Origin of the sequence: Streptomyces sp. N50 (genome assembly GCF_033335955.1) — a bacterium.
In the GTDB taxonomy this organism is placed as follows: Bacteria; Actinomycetota; Actinomycetes; order Streptomycetales; family Streptomycetaceae; genus Streptomyces.
Window position 1 is genome coordinate 1141628 of sequence record NZ_CP137549.1, and the last position, 15918, is coordinate 1157545.

12 protein-coding genes are annotated in these 15918 nt (G+C 73.0%); 5 read left to right on the forward strand and 7 right to left on the reverse strand.

Going from position 1 to position 15918, the window contains the following annotated elements; all coding sequences use genetic code 11:
• Positions 1-3: 3 nt before the first annotated feature.
• From R2B38_RS04665 to R2B38_RS04680, 4 genes are all read right to left on the reverse strand, one after another.
• Positions 4-4785 carry a hypothetical protein gene (locus R2B38_RS04665; protein WP_318015089.1) on the reverse strand — a complete coding sequence of 1594 codons (4782 nt, stop codon included), beginning with the start codon at positions 4783-4785 and terminating at the stop codon, positions 4-6.
• Between the two features lie 67 nt (positions 4786-4852).
• Positions 4853-5731 (reverse strand): hypothetical protein, encoded by an 879-nt coding sequence (locus tag R2B38_RS04670; RefSeq protein WP_318015090.1) that lies wholly within the window; start codon positions 5729-5731, stop codon positions 4853-4855.
• 112 nt (positions 5732-5843) lie between these two features.
• The gene (locus tag R2B38_RS04675) at positions 5844-7370 is read right to left on the reverse strand and encodes a hypothetical protein (protein ID WP_318015091.1); all 1527 of its coding nucleotides are present in this window, start codon (positions 7368-7370) and stop codon (positions 5844-5846) included.
• A 100-nt stretch (positions 7371-7470) separates the two neighbouring features.
• A complete protein-coding gene (locus R2B38_RS04680) occupies positions 7471-8178 on the reverse strand; it encodes a GntR family transcriptional regulator (RefSeq protein ID WP_318015092.1) in 708 nt (235 codons plus the stop codon).
• Between the two features lie 169 nt (positions 8179-8347).
• On the opposite strand from R2B38_RS04680, the gene R2B38_RS04685 reads away from it, so the two are divergent.
• The 5 genes from R2B38_RS04685 to R2B38_RS04705 are packed head-to-tail and all read left to right on the forward strand — an operon-like array spanning position 8348 to position 12742.
• Positions 8348-9667, forward strand: coding sequence for an MFS transporter (locus R2B38_RS04685; RefSeq protein WP_318015093.1), 1320 nt, complete (start codon positions 8348-8350; stop codon positions 9665-9667).
• On the forward strand, positions 9664-10485 hold the full coding sequence (locus tag R2B38_RS04690) for a putative hydro-lyase (protein ID WP_318015094.1): 822 nt from the start codon (positions 9664-9666) through the stop codon (positions 10483-10485). The genes R2B38_RS04685 and R2B38_RS04690 overlap by 4 nt, the downstream gene beginning before the upstream one ends.
• Before the next feature lie 24 nt (positions 10486-10509).
• The gene (locus R2B38_RS04695; RefSeq protein WP_318015095.1) at positions 10510-11262 is read left to right on the forward strand and encodes a 5-oxoprolinase subunit PxpA; all 753 of its coding nucleotides are present in this window, start codon (positions 10510-10512) and stop codon (positions 11260-11262) included.
• Positions 11259-11876, forward strand: a complete 618-nt coding sequence (locus R2B38_RS04700; protein ID WP_318015096.1) for an allophanate hydrolase subunit 1 — start codon at positions 11259-11261, stop codon at positions 11874-11876. The genes R2B38_RS04695 and R2B38_RS04700 overlap by 4 nt, the downstream gene beginning before the upstream one ends.
• Positions 11873-12742, forward strand: a complete 870-nt coding sequence (locus R2B38_RS04705) for a biotin-dependent carboxyltransferase family protein (protein ID WP_318015097.1) — start codon at positions 11873-11875, stop codon at positions 12740-12742. The genes R2B38_RS04700 and R2B38_RS04705 overlap by 4 nt, the downstream gene beginning before the upstream one ends.
• A gap of 6 nt (positions 12743-12748) precedes the next feature.
• Here the strand turns inward: R2B38_RS04705 and R2B38_RS04710 are convergent, their stop codons facing one another.
• Genes R2B38_RS04710 through R2B38_RS04720 form a run of 3 tightly spaced genes read right to left on the reverse strand, consistent with a single transcriptional unit; the run spans position 12749 to position 15893 of the window.
• A complete protein-coding gene (locus R2B38_RS04710; protein WP_318015098.1) occupies positions 12749-13609 on the reverse strand; it encodes an SGNH/GDSL hydrolase family protein in 861 nt (286 codons plus the stop codon).
• The gene (locus R2B38_RS04715) at positions 13606-14769 is read right to left on the reverse strand and encodes a glycosyltransferase (RefSeq protein ID WP_318015099.1); all 1164 of its coding nucleotides are present in this window, start codon (positions 14767-14769) and stop codon (positions 13606-13608) included. Before R2B38_RS04715 ends, R2B38_RS04710 begins: the two co-directional genes overlap by 4 nt.
• Positions 14766-15893: a glycosyltransferase family 4 protein gene (locus tag R2B38_RS04720; protein WP_318015100.1), complete on the reverse strand. Its 1128-nt coding sequence runs from the start codon at positions 15891-15893 to the stop codon at positions 14766-14768. Before R2B38_RS04720 ends, R2B38_RS04715 begins: the two co-directional genes overlap by 4 nt.
• Between the last annotated feature and the right edge of the window lie 25 nt (positions 15894-15918).

Sequence of the window (15918 nt, forward strand, 5' to 3'; positions counted from 1 at the left end):
TCGCTACGGAGCGGTCGGCGCCGGGCGCTTGAACATCCGGGTCGCCGTGATCTCGCTGTGGACCGACTCGCCCTCTCCGGCGGGGGCCTGCTGCGGCAGTCCCGGCCGGAGGTGCTCCTCCACGCTGATGTACTTGAGGCCCGCCCTCAGGTCGGCGTCGTTGCGCAGCCGGATGACCAGCGGGAACTCGGCCAGTGCCGTGGTGTCGAACAGGCCGGTGGTGTACAGGAGTTGGACCCCGAGCGCGTCGGACACGGCGCGCTGAAGCTCCAGCAGATACGTCGCGTTGGCCCGCCCGATGGGGTTGTCGAGGAAGAGCGTGCCGGCGTGCCGGTGCTTGTCGCGGCCCCGGTCGTTCGAGCGCAGCGCGGCCATCGTGCAGTACAGGGCGATGGCCGCGGTGAGCAGCTGGCCGCCGGAGAAGACGTCGCCCATCTGCCCGACGGGCACCCGCTCGGCGCGCAGGACGGCGTCCGGCTTGAGGATCTCGACGGCGACGCCCTTGGGCTCAAGGGCGGCCCCGACTCCCCGGAGCAGCAGGGACATTCCGTCGCGCCGCATGTCGGAGTTCTTCTTCACCGCGGCCCGGGTCGCCTCGTCGACGACCACACCGAGCCGCTCGGTGAGCGTGGCCTGGTCGGGCTCCTCGAAGCGGATCCGCAGGAACTCCTGGCCGGACCACTCCCCGAGCCCCTCCGGCAGCCGGGACAGCCGCTGCGCGGACCGCAGGGTCGCCAGCGCCGACTCGACGAGCCCGCGGAGCCGGTCCACGATCGAGTCGCGGTTGCGCTCCAATTGCGCCAACTCGTCGGTGAGGACCCGGAGTCGGGGCGCGAAGGCGTCGGCCCACTTCTGCGCGTGCTCGGGCAGCGCGGACGCGGGCAGCTCGCGGATCTGCTGCCGCGCAGGGGTCCGTACCTGCTCGTAGCGCGTGGAGTTGGCGTGCCGCACGAGTACATCGCTCGCCTCGCGTACGGCGCCCTCGGCGGCGGACAGGTCGGCGGCGCAGCCGCGCAGCGAGCGGCGGGCCTCGGCGGCGGAGTGCCGGGCCTCCTCCACGCTGCCGGGGTACGGCTCGGGCTCCTCCTGCTCCTCGTCCGAGGAGTGCTCGCGCATCAGGTCCCGGAGCATCGCGGCGGTCTCGTCGAAACCGCCGGCCCCGTCCTCGGCGGCGCGGTGGGCGTCGAGGAGTTCGGCGTGCGCCTCGCGGGCCTGGCCCAACGCGTCGGTGCGGGAGCCGAGTTCGGCGGTCGCGGTGCGCAGCAGGGCCTGGGCGTGCTCGGCGTCGCGCGGGACGAGTTCCTCGGCCAGCTCGGTGTGCGCCTCGCCGTCCTCGGGCGCGTGCCGCTCGGCCTCGCCGCGCAGCCGCCCGAGCTGCTCGCTCGCGGTCGACACCCGGGTCTCCAGCAGCTGCACCAGCTCTTCGGCACGTGCCGCGGCGGCCTGCCGGGACGGCCCGTCGGAGCCGTCGGGTGACTCCAGCAACTGCGCCGCGCGCGTACGGACCTTGTTGCTGAGCCGGTCCAACTCCGCGATCGCCGCACTCTCGTCGCTCTCCGCCCGCGCCTGCTCGGCCCGTAGGTCCGCACCGACGCCGACCTTCTCGTAGAGCTGCGAAGCGGCCCGATAAGCCTCCCTTAGAGCGGCCAGCGCGGGCTTGGGGGCGTCCGGGTCGTCTTCCGGTACATCGTCGGGGGCGCCCGCGATCTCGGAGCGCTCGGCGCGCAGCGCACGGGCCGTACGGCGGGCGTCGTCGGCGGCACGCTGGGCGGCGCGGCGGTCCTCGTCGGCGGCGCGGGCGCGCTCCAGACAGGACTGGGCGCGGGCCTCCGACTCGGCTGCCTCGTCGGCGAGTTCACGGAGTTTGACCTGCCAGCCGGCGCGTTCGCGCAGCCGGAACGCGAGTCCGGCGAGGGCGTCGGCGGCGCGCCGGGCCTTCTGCGCGGCCTCCTGTCGCTCGTCACGCACCTGGGCTGCCTCGGCGGCGACCTCATCCGCCTCCGCCCGCACGGTCCGCGCCTCGGCGAGCTCGGCCTCGGCCTCCTCGGCGAACGCGCGCGTGTCCCGCGCGGCCTGCGCCAGTTCGACCAGCCGCCCGCTCGGACAGCCGGTGCGCCAGGACGCGAGCCGCGCCGCCAGCTCCCGGTCCTTGCCGAGGCGCGCGGCGAGCGTACGGATCTCCTCGTCCCGCTGCCCCGCCCGCGCGCGCAGCGCCTGCCGCTCCTCGTCGGCGGCGTGCTCGTCGTGCATGGCCGGGTTCGGCGGTACGAGGAAGACGTCGCTGCTCTGCGCGTCGGGCGCCGGGGTCGGAGCGAGCAGGGCGGCGGCCGTACCGACCGCTACGGCGGAACGGGGCAGCAGGGCCGCGTCGTTGAGGGCCTCACGGGCACGCGCGTGCGTGTCCGGGTCGGTGATGATCACGCCGTCGACCAGCTCGGGCCGGGCGGCGAGCACGCGCGCGTGGTCGGTGGGGTCGACGGCCTGGGCGAGATAGCGCCACCCGGGCAGCGCGGGGATGCCGTGCTCGCCGAGGTACTCCACGGTGGCCAGCACGTCCGGGCCTGGCGGCAGCAGCCCGCCGTCACCGAGCGCCCCGAGGATCCGGGAGTCGTCGGCGGCGGCGGTGCGCAGGTCGAAGAGGTTCCGCTCGGCGGAGGAGACCCCGTCGTCGAGCAGCTCGCGCAACTCGTCGGCGAAACGGTCGAGTTCCTCGGGGGTGAGGGGGCCGTCAGCGAGAGGACGGGCGGGCTTGGCGGCCGAGGTGGCGGAACGGCCGCTTCCTGCACCGCCGTTGGCCGAAGCGCCGGTGCGTGCGTCCGACTCGTCACCGGCGTCGCCCTCAGCACCGCGCCCGGCACGGCCTACGGCCCCGTCGCCCGCGCGCTCACCACCCGCACCACGCGGCACCGGCACACCACCGCTACCGCCCGCGGCACCGGCGGCGGGCAGGCTGAGCAGCTCCGCCAGCCGTTCCTCCCCCGCCAACCCCTCGGCGAGGCGCCGTTCAGCGTCATAGGTCCGCTCGGCGGCGGTCGCCGCGTCGGAGGCGCGGGCCGCCGTCAACTCCGCGCGGGACTCGGCGGAAGCGGCCTCACGCGCGTGCTCGGAGGCCTTGCGGGATGCCTCGCGTGCGGTGTCCCAGGAGGCCACGGCGGTCTTCTCGGCGTCGCTCGCGGCGAGGGCCGCACGGGCCGGATCGGCGTCGGGGGCGCTGTCGTCGAGCCAGCCGGCGCGCACCGCCTCGGCGGTCTCCTGCTCGACCTCGGACAGGCGCTGACGCAGATGCCCGACCTCGCTGCGGGCGCGCTGCGCCTCGGTGGCGGCGGAGGTAGCGTCCCGGTGCGAGGTCTCGCCGACCTCCTGGAGCGCGGCGGACCGCTCCTCGCCCTCGTTGGCGAGGTTCTCGGCGCTCTCGGCGGCCGAGTGCAGGGCCCGTACGAGATCAACGGCGGCCTTGGCGCGGGCGGCGAGCGCCGGTGCGGCGTCCCGTTCGGCCTCGCGGATGGCGACGGCAACGCGCGCGGAGCGGTCGGCGGCGGCGCGGTGCCGCAGTACCGCCTCGGCGGCCTGCCAGGCGGCGTGCAGGGTGCGGGCGTCGGCCAGTTCGCGCTTCTGCGCGGCGGCGGACTTCTCCATGGTGGCGAGCGCCAACGAGGCGTGCCGGTAAGCGAGTTCGGCGGCGATCAGCGCGCTGCGCTCCCGCGCCCCCTCGGCGTGCGTGACGGCGTACGCGGCGGCGGTGACCCGCTGGGCGAGGTCGGCGGCCCGCACCCGCTCCTGAGCGCCCCGCGCGGACAGCCGCCGGGCCAGCGTGCGCGTACGGCGCTCGGCACCCGCGTGGATGTCACGCGCGCGTGCCCGCGCCTCGGCGGCCTCGACGATCCGGCCGAGCAGATCCACGGAACCAGCTGTGAAGTCCCGCTCGGCGATCAGCTCGGCCCGCCGCCCCAGCTTGTTGCCGAAGCCGCCGACCAGGTCGGCGAGCCCGTCGGTGTCCCGGGTGTCGGTGACCGCGCGGAGCAGCAGGTCGGTGAAGTCGGAGTCCTTCTTGACCGCGAAGAGACCGGCGGCCTCGCCCTCGTCGGCGTTCATCTCCCGCTGGTAGCGGAAGAGTTCGGGGTCGAGGCCGAGGTCGCCGAGGTGCTCGATCCAGCGGTCGTGGATCTCCTCCCAGTGCACTTCGAGGTGCGGATACGCCTTGCCCGCCTCGGTGAGGGCGTCCCGGAAGCCCTTCATGGTGCGCCGCCGGCCCTGCGCGCCGGACGCGCCCTCGACGGGCGGTCGCACGGAAGTGGCCTCGGCGACGGGGAGGTTGTCCAGGCTGAGCCCCGGCCCGGGCCGGAACGAGTACCAGGCCTCGGCGAACTTCCGCGGGTCGTTGGAGACTTGGCGCCCCCGCCACTCGCTGACCTTGCCGACCACTACGCACTCGCCGGTCAGCGTGTGCTGCCACTCCAAGGCGACATGGCCGCAGTCGTCCGCGAGGAGGAACTTGCGCAGCACACCGGAGCTCGCGCCGCCCAGCGTGTTGCGGTGACCCGGCAGCATCACGGAGAAGATCAGCTTGAGCAGGACGGACTTGCCGCCGCCGTTCTCCAGGAAGAGCACACCGGCGGGCGCGGGGCGGCGCGGCGGCCCGACGGGCTCGTCCTCGAAGAACTCCGCCTGGGTGGGCGCGGGGTCGGGCACGGGCTGGCCCACGCCTCGCAGGTCAAGCACGGTGTCGGCGTAGCGCGCACCGGCGGGCCCGATGGAGTAGAGGCGGACCCGGGACAGCTCGTACATGGCGGACTCTCGTCGTAAGTCTTCGGCAGGTGGGGGGAGTTGAGAAAACCTCAGGAACTGAGGGATCTCAGGAGTGGAACGGCAGCCCGGCGTCGGCCACCAGCTCCAGGTCCTCGGTGTCCTCGGCGGGCATCAGGCTCGCGGTGCCGTCGGTGACCGGGACGACGCCCAGCTCCAACAGCTCGGCCATGGCGGCACTTCCGGCCATGTCACGCACCTGGAGCTGATAGCGGGCGGTCGTGCGATAGGTCCCGCCGTTGTCGTCACCGGTGCGCTGCAGGAATCCGGAGTCGGTGAGGAAGGCTGCGGCCTTGCCGACGATGCCGGTGGTCGAACCGGCCAGTCTCCGGGCGTCCTTGGTCGCTCCGGTGGCACTGCGTCTCACCCAGATCCGCCAGGCGGCCTCCAGACCGGGCGCATCGGTGGCCGGGTCGGTGTTCATGCCCTGCTCGTCGGCCCGCTCCTCCAGCCGCCGACAGGCCTGCCGCACAAAGGCGTCGACCCCGTTGACCGTGACCCGCCCGATGTACCCGTCGTCGGCCAGATCCTCGGGCCGCGGAAACGCCATCGCGGCAACGGCGAGATGGGCCAGCCCATGCAGGAACCGATCCCCGGAGTCGGCAGCCGTACGACGCGCGTAGTCCCCCATCCGCACGGCGAACACCGAGTCCTCGGCGGCGGTCACGGCCATCCCCGCGCGCGGAGACACCTCCAGAACGACCAGCCCGAGCCCGGCGGCAACGGCGTCGGCGAGCCGGGCGAACGGCGGATCTTCGCGATATCGGCGGAGCAGTTCCGCGTACTCCTGATCCCGCGCGGGTTGCAGTTTGGGCTGCAACCCAAAGGCAACAAGCCGAGCGGCGTCGGCAGCATCGGCAGGCGTGACCGCAGCACTCACCGCCGAGGCAGCAGCCTCCGGCTCACTCCATTCGCCCTGCTCACTCACGACGACAACTCCTTGAACTTGATAACGGGGGTGGCACCAGGCGCCCCTTCAGGGGCGCGGGGAACTGCGCGACCAGCCACAGCGAGCCCGCACCCGAACAACGACACAACCCTCACGCCGCCTCACTCCGCCCCGCAGCCATCCCCACCGTGTCCAAAAGGGCCATCCCCACGATCAGATCGGCCCCACCGAACTCCGGATCGTCCAGCTCAACCCCGTCATCCACGGCGAACAACAACTTCGGCTCCCCCTGCCGATAAGCCGTACCAACAGGCGGACTGGCCGCATGCACAGCCAACAAAGCCACCAGATAAGGAAGTTCGGGATCCCGCCGCCGCGCGTCAGCCAGCAACCCCGACAACCGCCGAGGCGCATCCGCAGGCAGATCGAGCAACTCCATGGCCGCAGCCAGCTGCTCCTCACTGAACCGACTGTCGTCCGGCGTGGCGATGAGATCCGGCTCAGGCATCTCCGCCCCGAGATGCTCCCGCTCAGCAGGCGGCGTCAGCAGTATGTCGACAAGATCCCCCACCCGGACGGAGACCGGCGTACGCAACCCGGTCCCCCGAGCGAAGAACGCGTCGGTGACCCGGATCGCCTGCTCCAACGGCAACGGCAGAACGGGCGAAACGAGATGCCCGTAGAGGTCGATCCCCGAGGTGGTCATGGGGGTCGCGAAGGCCTGCCGATCCTGCTCCGCACGGAACAGCGGCCCGGCCTCCAGAAGACGCGACTGAAGCTGTGTGTGCCGCCGGATGCAGTCCTTGACGATGTCGACCAACTCGGCCGCCCGCCGCTTCTGTTCGGCGTCCTCGGACTCGTCACGGGCCTTGCGGATATTGGTCAGGATCGCGTTCTCGTGCCGATACCGGTCAGCGACGTGATCCAGGGCCTCGGCGATCATGTCCGGCACGGAGTTGAGCCAGTCCACCGCACGGACGTTGCGCCGCGTGGCGTCCAGCGCGCGCCGGAGCGTCTCCGAGTACTGCACGGTCCGGTACCGGGCCTGCTCCGCGGCGAGCTGCGCGTCGGCGAGCCGCCCCCGGCTGATCAGCACCTCAAGCTTCACCTCGGCGGCGATCTGCGCACTGGTGACGTCGGTGTCGAGGGCGCCCACGAGGACGTTGACAGCCTCGTCGGTCGTACGGAGGTACACGCTGCCCCCGTAGCCGGGAACCTCCTCGATCAGCTTGAAGTCGTAGTCGCGGCGCACATACGTGCCGTCCTGCGCGAACGTGCCGTAGACCGTGCGGAAGCCGCGGTCGACGCTGCCGACGTTGATCAGGTTCTCCAGGACCCAGCGGGCCACGCGCTCGTGCTCGGTGACGGGGCGCTGCGGGGCCTGGGCGGCGATGCGCGGGATGAGCCTGGCCACTATCTGGTCGTGGTCGGCACCCGTGTCGAAGTCCATGTTCAGGGTGACCAGGTCGATGGCGGCGAGGGCCACCTCGGCCATGCCGTAGACCGAGTACTCGCCGGCCAGGTTGGCCTTGCGTACGTCGAGGTCGTGCAGCGGCGCGGTGCACGCGAGCGCGCGCAGTCGCCGCGCCAGTCCCTCGTCGGCGGCCGGGCCCGGGGCGGGGCGCGGCCCCGCGCTGAACTGGGGCGGAACGCTGTCCGTCGATGCAGGCGAAGTCACGGTGCACAGACTAGGTCCTCGGTCTGACAACGACCCAAACGACGCAGAAGCGACTACCGCCTCAGCCGTGTGTGCGAGGCGGCCGAACGCCGTGCCGTCGTCAGTCGACCGCCGTGCCGTCCTCGCCCACCCGGTTCCGGTACGCGTCGACGACCCGTTCGAGCGAGTCGTCGAGGTAGACCGCGAGCAGTTTCTCGGCCTCGGCGGCGTCGTTCGCCTGGAGGGCCTGGAGGATCAGGCGGTTGCGCTGGAGGTACGGCTCGTGGAGCGCCTTCGGGTCGTCCACGAGGTGGAAGGCGAGCCGGAGTTCGGCGAAGACGCTGCGCATCAGCTCGCCGGTGCGGGCACTGCCGGCGAGGGCGACGAGTTCCCGGTGGAAGTGGATGTTGGCCGTACCCACGCCTTTCCAGTCATTCTCGACGGACGCCAACTGCCCTTCCGTAACAGCCGCGGCGAGCTGTTCGAGGGCGTACGGCGGCTCGCCCAGTCCGCGGACGACGGCGCACTCGACGAGGCGGCGCGTGCGGTAGATGTCCTCGACGTCCTCGACGCTCAGGACCCGGACGAAGACGCCCCGGTTCAACTCGTGGACGAGCAGGCGCTCATGGGTGAGCAGCCGGAACGCCTCGCGGAGTGTGTTGCGGGACACACCGAGCGCCCCGCCGATGCTGTCCTCCGAGAGCCGCGTGCCCGGCGGGAAATAGCCCTCCGCGATACGGCTCCTGAGGATGTCCGAGACGCGTTCCGCGGTGCTCGTACGGCCCAGGAGGGCGCGGTCGTCTGCCAGTCCCGTCAGCTGCTCTGCCATGCCCGGAATTCAACCGCAGATACAAGAACGAAACAACATGGGTATTGAAGGATCGTTCAACGATCCTCTACCTTTCTCTGCATGGCGCCACCGCTCACCCCGGCGCCCCCGCCTCCCGCACGGCACTGCTCACTCCCAGCACCCTCCGTCCTCCCTCTGCGAGGTGCCCATGAGCACGACCCCTCCACCTCAGGCCCTGAACACCGGAACACAGCCCGGCGCGGACGAACTGGCCGCCGACGACGGTGCGTTGGCCTGGCTGCGCGCGCTCGGTCCGAACGGCCGCCGCGCCTTCGCCGGCGCGTTCGGCGGCTACGCCCTGGACTCCTACGACTACTTCACGCTGCCGCTGAGCATGGTCGCGCTGGCCGCGTACTTCGGCCTGGACAGCGGCCAGACCGGCCTGTTCACCACGGTCACGCTGGTCGTCTCCGCGGTCGGCGGCGCCGTGGCGGGCGTCTTCGCCGACCGGGTGGGCCGCGTCAAGGCCCTGATGATCACGGTGATCACCTACGCCGTCTTCACCGTGGCCTGCGGCTTCGCGCCCAACTACGAGACCCTGCTGGTGTTCCGGGCCCTCCAGGGGCTCGGTTTCGGCGGCGAGTGGGCGGTCGGCGCGATCCTGGTCGCCGAGTACGCGAGCGCGAAGCACCGCGGCCGTACGCTCGGCGCCGTCCAGAGCTCCTGGGCGGTGGGCTGGGCGCTGGCCGCGGTGGTCTACACGCTGGTCTTCTCGTTCCTCGGCGACGACCTGGCCTGGCGGGTGATGTTCTGGACCGGCGCGCTGCCCGCGCTTCTGGTGCTCTGGGTGCGGCGCCGGGTGCACGACGCTCCGGAGGCGACGGCCGTACGCGAGCAGAACCCCCAGAAGGGCTCGTTCGTGGCGATCTTCAAGCCCGGTACGGCCGAGTCCCCGGGTCTGCTGCGCACGACGGTCTTCGCGGGCCTGCTCTCGACCGGCGTCCAGGGCGGCTACTACACCCTCGCCACCTGGGTGCCGACGTACCTCAAGACGGAGCGCGGTCTGTCGGTCGTCGGCACCGGCGGCTATCTGACCTTCCTGATCTCCGGCGCGTTCCTGGGCTACCTGACCGGCGGCTACCTCACCGACGTGCTGGGCCGTAAGCGCAACATCTGGCTCTTCGCGCTGCTCTCTGCGGTCTGCATCCTGGCGTACACGCACATCCCCAGCGGCGCCAACACCCTTCTCCTGGTGCTCGGTTTCCCGCTCGGGTTCTGCATGTCGGCGATCTTCAGCGGCTTCGGCTCGTACCTGAGCGAGCTGTATCCGACGGCGGTGCGCGGCGCGGGGCAGGGCTTCACGTACAACACCGGCCGCGCGGTGGGCGCCGTCTTCCCGACCCTGGTGGGCTTCCTGGCCGACAGTTGGGGTGTGGGCGGAGCGCTCGTCTTCGGGGCCATCGGTTACGGCATCGCGGCGCTGGCGCTCCTGGGGCTGCCGGAGACGCGTGGAAAGGAACTGGCGTGAACCGCACGGAGGACCGTCCCCTGACCCTCGTCGACGAGCACGCGCACGCGTGGAGCCCACGTTCTGCCCGGGCCCGCTTCCGGGCCGGGCTGACGGGTCCCACGGCCGGGGTCGCGGCGGGCCACACCCAGGTCAACCTGATCTCGGTGCCCGCCGACTGGGCCTACGACATGCTCCTGTTCTGCCAGCGCAACCCGAAGCCCTGCCCGGTGCTCGACGTCACGGACGCCGGCTCCTGGAAGACGGTTCTCGCGGACGGCGCGGACCTGCGCACCGATCTGCCGCGCTATCGGGTGTGGCGGGACGGCCAGTTGGCCGACGAGCCGACGGACGTACGGGCCTACTGGCGCGACGACCTGGTGTCGTTCCTGATCGGCTGCAGCTTCACCTTCGAGTGGTCGCTGAGCGAGGCGGGCGTCCCGATCCGGCACATCGAGCAGGGCCGCAACGTCCCGATGTACGTGACCGGGCGCCCGTGTCGCCCCGCGGGGCGGCTGCACGGCCCGATGGTGGTGTCCATGCGCCCGGTGCCGCCTGAGCACCTGGCGACGGCGATCCGGGAGACCGCGCTGCTCCCGGCGGTGCACGGCAGCCCCGTACACTGCGGCGATCCTTCGGGGCTCGGCATCGCGGACCTCGGCCGGCCGGACTTCGGTGATCCGGTGGACGCCGCGCCGGACGACATCCCGGTGTTCTGGGCCTGCGGAGTGACCCCGCAGGCCGCGGTGATGGCCTCCCGCCCGCCGTTCGCCATCACCCACGCGCCGGGCCAGATGCTCGTCACCGACGCCCGCGACGAGCAGTACCGCGTCGCCTGACCCGTCGCCCGACCAGGAGAGATGATGATCGATCTGAACGCCGACCTCGGCGAGGGCTTCGGCCGCTGGCATCTCACCGACGACGAACAGCTGTTGTCCGTCGTCACCAGCGCCAACGTGGCCTGCGGTTTCCACGCCGGGGACCCGGTCACCATGCGGCGGGTGTGCGAGCTGGCGGCCGAGCGCGGGGTACGGGTCGGCGCGCAGGTGTCCTACCGGGACCTGGCGGGGTTCGGGCGGCGCGCGATGGACGTGCCGTCCGCCGAGTTGGCGGCCGAAGTGGCGTACCAGATCGGCGCCTTGGAGGTGTTCGCCCGCGCGGCGGGCACGCGCGTGTCCTACGTCAAGCCGCACGGGGCGCTCTACAACCGGATCGTGCACGACCCGGAGCAGGCCGCCGCGGTGATCGAGGGCGTTCTCCTGGCCAACGCCCCGCTGCCCGTGCTCGGGCTGCCCGGCTCGGTCGTGCTCGACCTGGCCGCGAAGGCCGGGCTGCCTGCCGTCACGGAGGCGTTCGCGGACCGCGCCTACACCGACGAGGGCACCCTCGTGCCGCGCGGCAGGGACGGCTCGGTGGTCACCGACCCCGACGCCGTCGTGGAGCGCTCGCTGAGCCTGGCCCGCTCCGGGACGGTCGACGCGCTCTCCGGGGCCCGCATCGAGGTACGGGCCCGCTCCCTGTGCCTGCACGGGGACACGCCCGGGGCGGTCGACCTGGCCCGCAGGGTCCGCGCGCGGCTCCTGGAGTCGGGTGTCCGGGTGGAGGCGTTCGCATGAGGGCCCTGCCCGTCGGCGACAGCGCGCTGCTCGTCGAGGTCGCCTCCGGGGAGGAGGCCCAGGCCGTCCACGCGGAGCTGCTGCGCCGCCGCGCGGAGGGCCTGCTCAGCGTCCGCGAGATCATCCCGGCCGCCCGCACGGTCCTCCTCGACGGCCTCACCGACCCGGCCCGCCTGGCCTCCGAACTCACGACCTCCGACGTACCCCCCGCTCCCCCACGCGCGCGTGAGGTGATCGAACTCCCGGTGCGCTACGACGGCCCCGACCTCGCCGATGTCGCCGCGCTGTGGAACGTCCCCGAGCGGGAGGTGGCCCGCATCCACGCGGCCACCGAGTTCCGCGTCGCCTTCTGCGGGTTCGCCCCCGGCTTCGGCTACCTCACCGGCCTCCCGGCCCGCTACGACGTCCCGCGCCGGGCCACCCCGCGCACGGCCGTCCACGCCGGTGCCGTGGGCCTGGCGGGCCCGTACACCGGCGTGTATCCCCGTGCGTCGCCCGGCGGTTGGCAGTTGATCGGCACGACGGACGCGGTCCTGTGGGACACCGCCCGCGAGCCGGCCGCGCTGCTGTCGCCGGGCACGCGCGTGCGCTTCGTCCCGGTGGCGGACGTATGACGGACCGTGCGGTCGCCGTCGTACGAGCCGGAGCGCTGACCACGGTGCAGGACCTGGGACGGCCCGGATACGCGCACCTGGGGGTGCCGCGTTCCGGAGCGCTCGACGGTCCGGCGGCGGCCCTCGTCAACCGGCTGGTCGGCAATCCACCCGAAGCGGCCGTCCTGGAGACGACCCTCAACGGCTGTGCCGTACGGCCTCGTTCAACGATCCTCGTGGCGGTCGGCGGCGCCCCCTGCCCGGTCACGGTGGACGGACGGCCCGCCGCCTGGGGAGCTCCCGTGCACGTGCCCGCCGGAGCGCTCCTCGACATCGGAACGGCCGTCTCCGGAGTGCGGTCCTACGTCGCCTTCGCCGGCGGGGTCGGGGTCGAGCCGGTGCTCGGCAGCCGTTCCACGGACCTGCTGTCCGGGCTCGGTCCGGCGCCGCTCACGAACGGCGCCATACTGCCGCTGGGTTCCCCGATGAGCCGCCACGCGTGCGTGGACTTCGCCCCGCAGCCGCGTCCCCCGGTCGAACTCGTGCTGCGGGTGACCCTGGGGCCCCGCGACGACTGGTTCACACCGGAGGCCGTCCGCACGTTCACGTCCCGCGTGTACCGGGTGTCCTCGGCCAGCAACCGCATCGGGCTGCGCACCGAGGGGCCCGCCCTGGAGCGGGCCCTTACCGGTGAACTCCCCAGCGAGGGCATGGTCCTCGGTGCCGTCCAGGTGCCCCCGGACGGCCGCCCGGTGGTGTTCCTCGCCGACCATCCGACCACCGGCGGCTACCCGGTGATCGCCGTCGTCCGCCCCGCGGACCTCCCGGCGGCCGCGCAGGCGGTGCCCGGAACCCCGGTCCGTTTCGTGGCCGTACGGCGCCGCTGAAGCCCTCTAGGCGGCGTCCGGTTGCTCCTGCTGCACCGACAGCGAGGCCAGCGCCATCGACACGGCGTGGGACGCGCTCAGGTCGAGGCGCGCGCTGGTGCCCCGCGCGCGGTGCCGCATCTCGTCGGCGGCCAGCCTCAGGAGCTGCGGCAGCAGGTCGGTGCAGCGGCGAGCCACCCACCCCGTGCCCGCGGTCGCCAGCCACAGCAGGCTGGCCGACCTGGTGGGCACCGGGAACTCGGGCTCGGGCGAGGGCGCGACCCCCGAGGCCACGCCCTCCTCGGTGAGCAACGCGTGGAAGCGCAGCGCCAGTTGGCGGTGTCCCAGCTCGCTGGGGTGCAGCCGGTCCGCGCTCCAGATCTCGCGGCCCATGATCCACTCGCCCTCGGCCGCGTGCAGGTGCACCGCCCCGTAGCGCTCGGAGAGGGCGTGCACCACAGTGTTGACGGCCCGTTGGCGCCGGGCGAGCGGGCGGGCCAGTGCGCCCGGGAGCCCGAGCATCGCGCCCGGGTCGGGCAGACAGGCCGTCAGGAGGGTCGCGCCCCGCGCCGTGAAGGCGGCGTAGACCTCGTCGAGGCGGGCGGCCACGGCCTGGATGTCGAAGGTGCAGCGCAGGGTGTCGTTGACGCCTATGACGACGGACACGATGTCCGGGTTCAGGGCGAGCCCGGCCGGGGTCTGCCGTTCCAGCACGTCCCGCGTCTGCGCGCCACTCACCGCGAGGTTCGTGAACTCCACGGATTCCTCGGGCTGTTCGGCCAGCCCGCCGGCGAGCAGGGCGGCCCAGCCGCGCCATGCCTCGCCGACAGGATCGCCCACGCCCTCGGTGAGCGAGTCACCGAGGGCGACGAAACGGACCGTTCTCATGCCACGCCTCCGGGCACGAACCGCCGGACCGGAACATCCGCGTCGTGGGCCGCGAGGAACGCGTCGACCGCCGTGTGCCAGCCGAAACACTCGGCACGCGCGCGTGCGATCTCGCGACGCTCCATCTCGGGGCGTTCGAGGAGCATGTCCACGGCGTCCGCGAAGGCCCGCCCGTTGTCCGCGGCCGTGGCGCCGGCGGAGCCGATCACCTCGGGGAGTGCGGACGAGGCGCTGGCCACTACGGGCGTGCCGCAGGCCATGGCCTCCAGCGCGGCGAGCCCGAAGGTCTCGGCGGGCCCGGGTGCCAGGCACACGTCGGCGGAGGCCTGGAGCGCGCCGAGCAGCCGCCGGTCGGAGACATGTCCGAGGAAGGTGACCGGCAACCCGCGCTCCCGCGCCCGCTGTTCGAGCCGGGCCCGCAGCGGCCCGTCCCCGGCGACCACGAGGACCGCCCGCCGCCCGCGCCGTACCAGCGCCTCCAGGGCGTCGAGCGCCGTGCCGGGCTTCTTCTCCACGGAGAGCCTGGTGCAGGTCACCAGCAGAACCTGGTCCACGCGCGCGTACTCCGCGCGCACCACCGGGTCCCGCAGCGCCGGGCTGCGCCCCACGAGGTCGACGCCCAGCGGAGCGCGTACGACATTGCGGGCGCCGATGCGGACGAACTCCCGCTCGGCGAACTCCGTGGTGCACACCACGCGCGCGTAGGTGTGCGCCGTACGGACGTTGAGGGCGTCGGCGGTGCGCCGGGACATGTTCTCCGACAGGCCCCAGGTGCGCAGGACCCCGTCGGCGGTCTCGTGGGACACCATCACGGCGGGGATCCGGGCCCGCCTGGCCCACTTGCCGGTCCAGCGCAGGGTCGTACGGTCGGAGACCTCCAGGCGGTCCGGGGCGAGTTGTTCCAGGAGGGTGGCCACGCGCCGCTTGTCGGCGAGGACGCGGTAGCCGCCGGTTCCGGGGAGCAGCGGCCCGGGCAGGGTGATGACCCTGCCCTGCTCGGTCTCGCGGTCGGTGTGGCGCTCGCCGGGCACGATGAGGATCGGGTCGTGCCCGGCCTCCTTGAAGCCCTTGCCCAGCTCGCGCAGGGCGGTGCGCAGCCCCCCGGAGGAGGGGGCCACGAAGTTGGCGAGGCGGACGATCCGCAGCGCGGCGGTGTTCATGCCGCGACCACCACCTTGCGGGCGGCGAGGACGTCGCCGTAGTGCGCGATCAGCTGGTCGCCGACGGCCGCCCAGGTGCGGCCCTCGACCATGGCCCGCGCGGCGGTGCCGTACTCGGCGCGCAGAGCGGGATCGGCGGCCAGGGTCCGCACGGCGTCCGTGACGGCGGCCTCGTCGCGCGGCGGGAAGAGGAACCCGGTGCGGCCGTGGGCGACCAGGTCGAGCGGGCCGCCGGCGGCGGGCGCGACGACGGGGACGCCGCTGGCCATGGCTTCCTGGACGGTCTGACAGAAGGTCTCAAAAGGTCCGGTGTGCACGAATATGTCCAACGACGCGAAGATACGGGCGAGCTCATGGCCGGTACGCCGACCGAGGAAGACCGCGCCCGGCAGCGCCTCGTCGAGGTGCGGCCGGCTGGGTCCGTCGCCGACGACCACGACACGGACGCCCGGGAGGCCGCAGGTGCCGGCGAGGAGTTCGATCTGCTTCTCGGGGGCGAGCCGGCCGACGTAGCCGACGAGCAGTTCGCCGTTCGGGGCGAGTTCGCGGCGCAGCGCGTCGTCCCGGTACTCGGGGCGGAAACGCTCGGTGTCGACGCCGCGGGGCCAGAGGCGGACCCGGGGCACTCCATGTGCCTCCAGGTCGCCCAGAGCCGCGCTGGAGGGCGCGAGGGTGCGGTCGGCGGCGGCGTGCACGGAGCGGATGCGCCGCCAGGCGGTGGCCTCGCCCGCGCCGACGTACGTACGGGCGTATCCGGCGAGGTCGGTCTGGTAGACGGCGACGGCGGGGATGCCGAGCCGCGCCGCGGCGGCCATGCCGCGGACGCCGAGGATGAAGGGGCTGGCCAGGTGCACGATGTCGGCGCGGTGTTCGGTGATGGCCGCGGCGACGCGTCGGCTGGGGAGGGCGACGCGGACCTGGGGGTAGCCGGGGAGCGGTAGGGAGGGGACACGGATGACGGGGCACGGCGACTCTGCGTCGGGCCCGGGACCGGCCGAGGTGGCCGGCGCGACGACGAGCGGATGATGACCGCGATCCACGAGGTGCCGGGCGGTCTGGAGCGCGCAGTGGGCCACGCCGTTCACATCGGGGGGAAAGGATTCGGTCACGATGACGACACGCATACCCGTGTTCTCGCCGCGCTGGACG

Excerpts from the sequence above, each read along its gene's own strand:
- R2B38_RS04720 (WP_318015100.1), bottom strand. The coding sequence starts at position 15,893 with ATGCGTGTCGTCATCGTGACCGAATCCTTTCCCCCCGATGTGAACGGC.
- R2B38_RS04705 (WP_318015097.1), top strand. The coding sequence starts at position 11,873 with ATGACGGACCGTGCGGTCGCCGTCGTACGAGCCGGAGCGCTGACCACG.
- R2B38_RS04695 (WP_318015095.1), top strand. The coding sequence starts at position 10,510 with ATGATCGATCTGAACGCCGACCTCGGCGAGGGCTTCGGCCGCTGGCAT.
- R2B38_RS04680 (WP_318015092.1), bottom strand. The coding sequence starts at position 8,178 with ATGGCAGAGCAGCTGACGGGACTGGCAGACGACCGCGCCCTCCTGGGC.
- R2B38_RS04700 (WP_318015096.1), top strand. The coding sequence starts at position 11,259 with ATGAGGGCCCTGCCCGTCGGCGACAGCGCGCTGCTCGTCGAGGTCGCC.
- R2B38_RS04685 (WP_318015093.1), top strand. The coding sequence starts at position 8,348 with ATGAGCACGACCCCTCCACCTCAGGCCCTGAACACCGGAACACAGCCC.
- R2B38_RS04715 (WP_318015099.1), bottom strand. The coding sequence starts at position 14,769 with ATGAACACCGCCGCGCTGCGGATCGTCCGCCTCGCCAACTTCGTGGCC.
- R2B38_RS04665 (WP_318015089.1), bottom strand. The coding sequence starts at position 4,785 with ATGTACGAGCTGTCCCGGGTCCGCCTCTACTCCATCGGGCCCGCCGGT.
- R2B38_RS04710 (WP_318015098.1), bottom strand. The coding sequence starts at position 13,609 with ATGAGAACGGTCCGTTTCGTCGCCCTCGGTGACTCGCTCACCGAGGGC.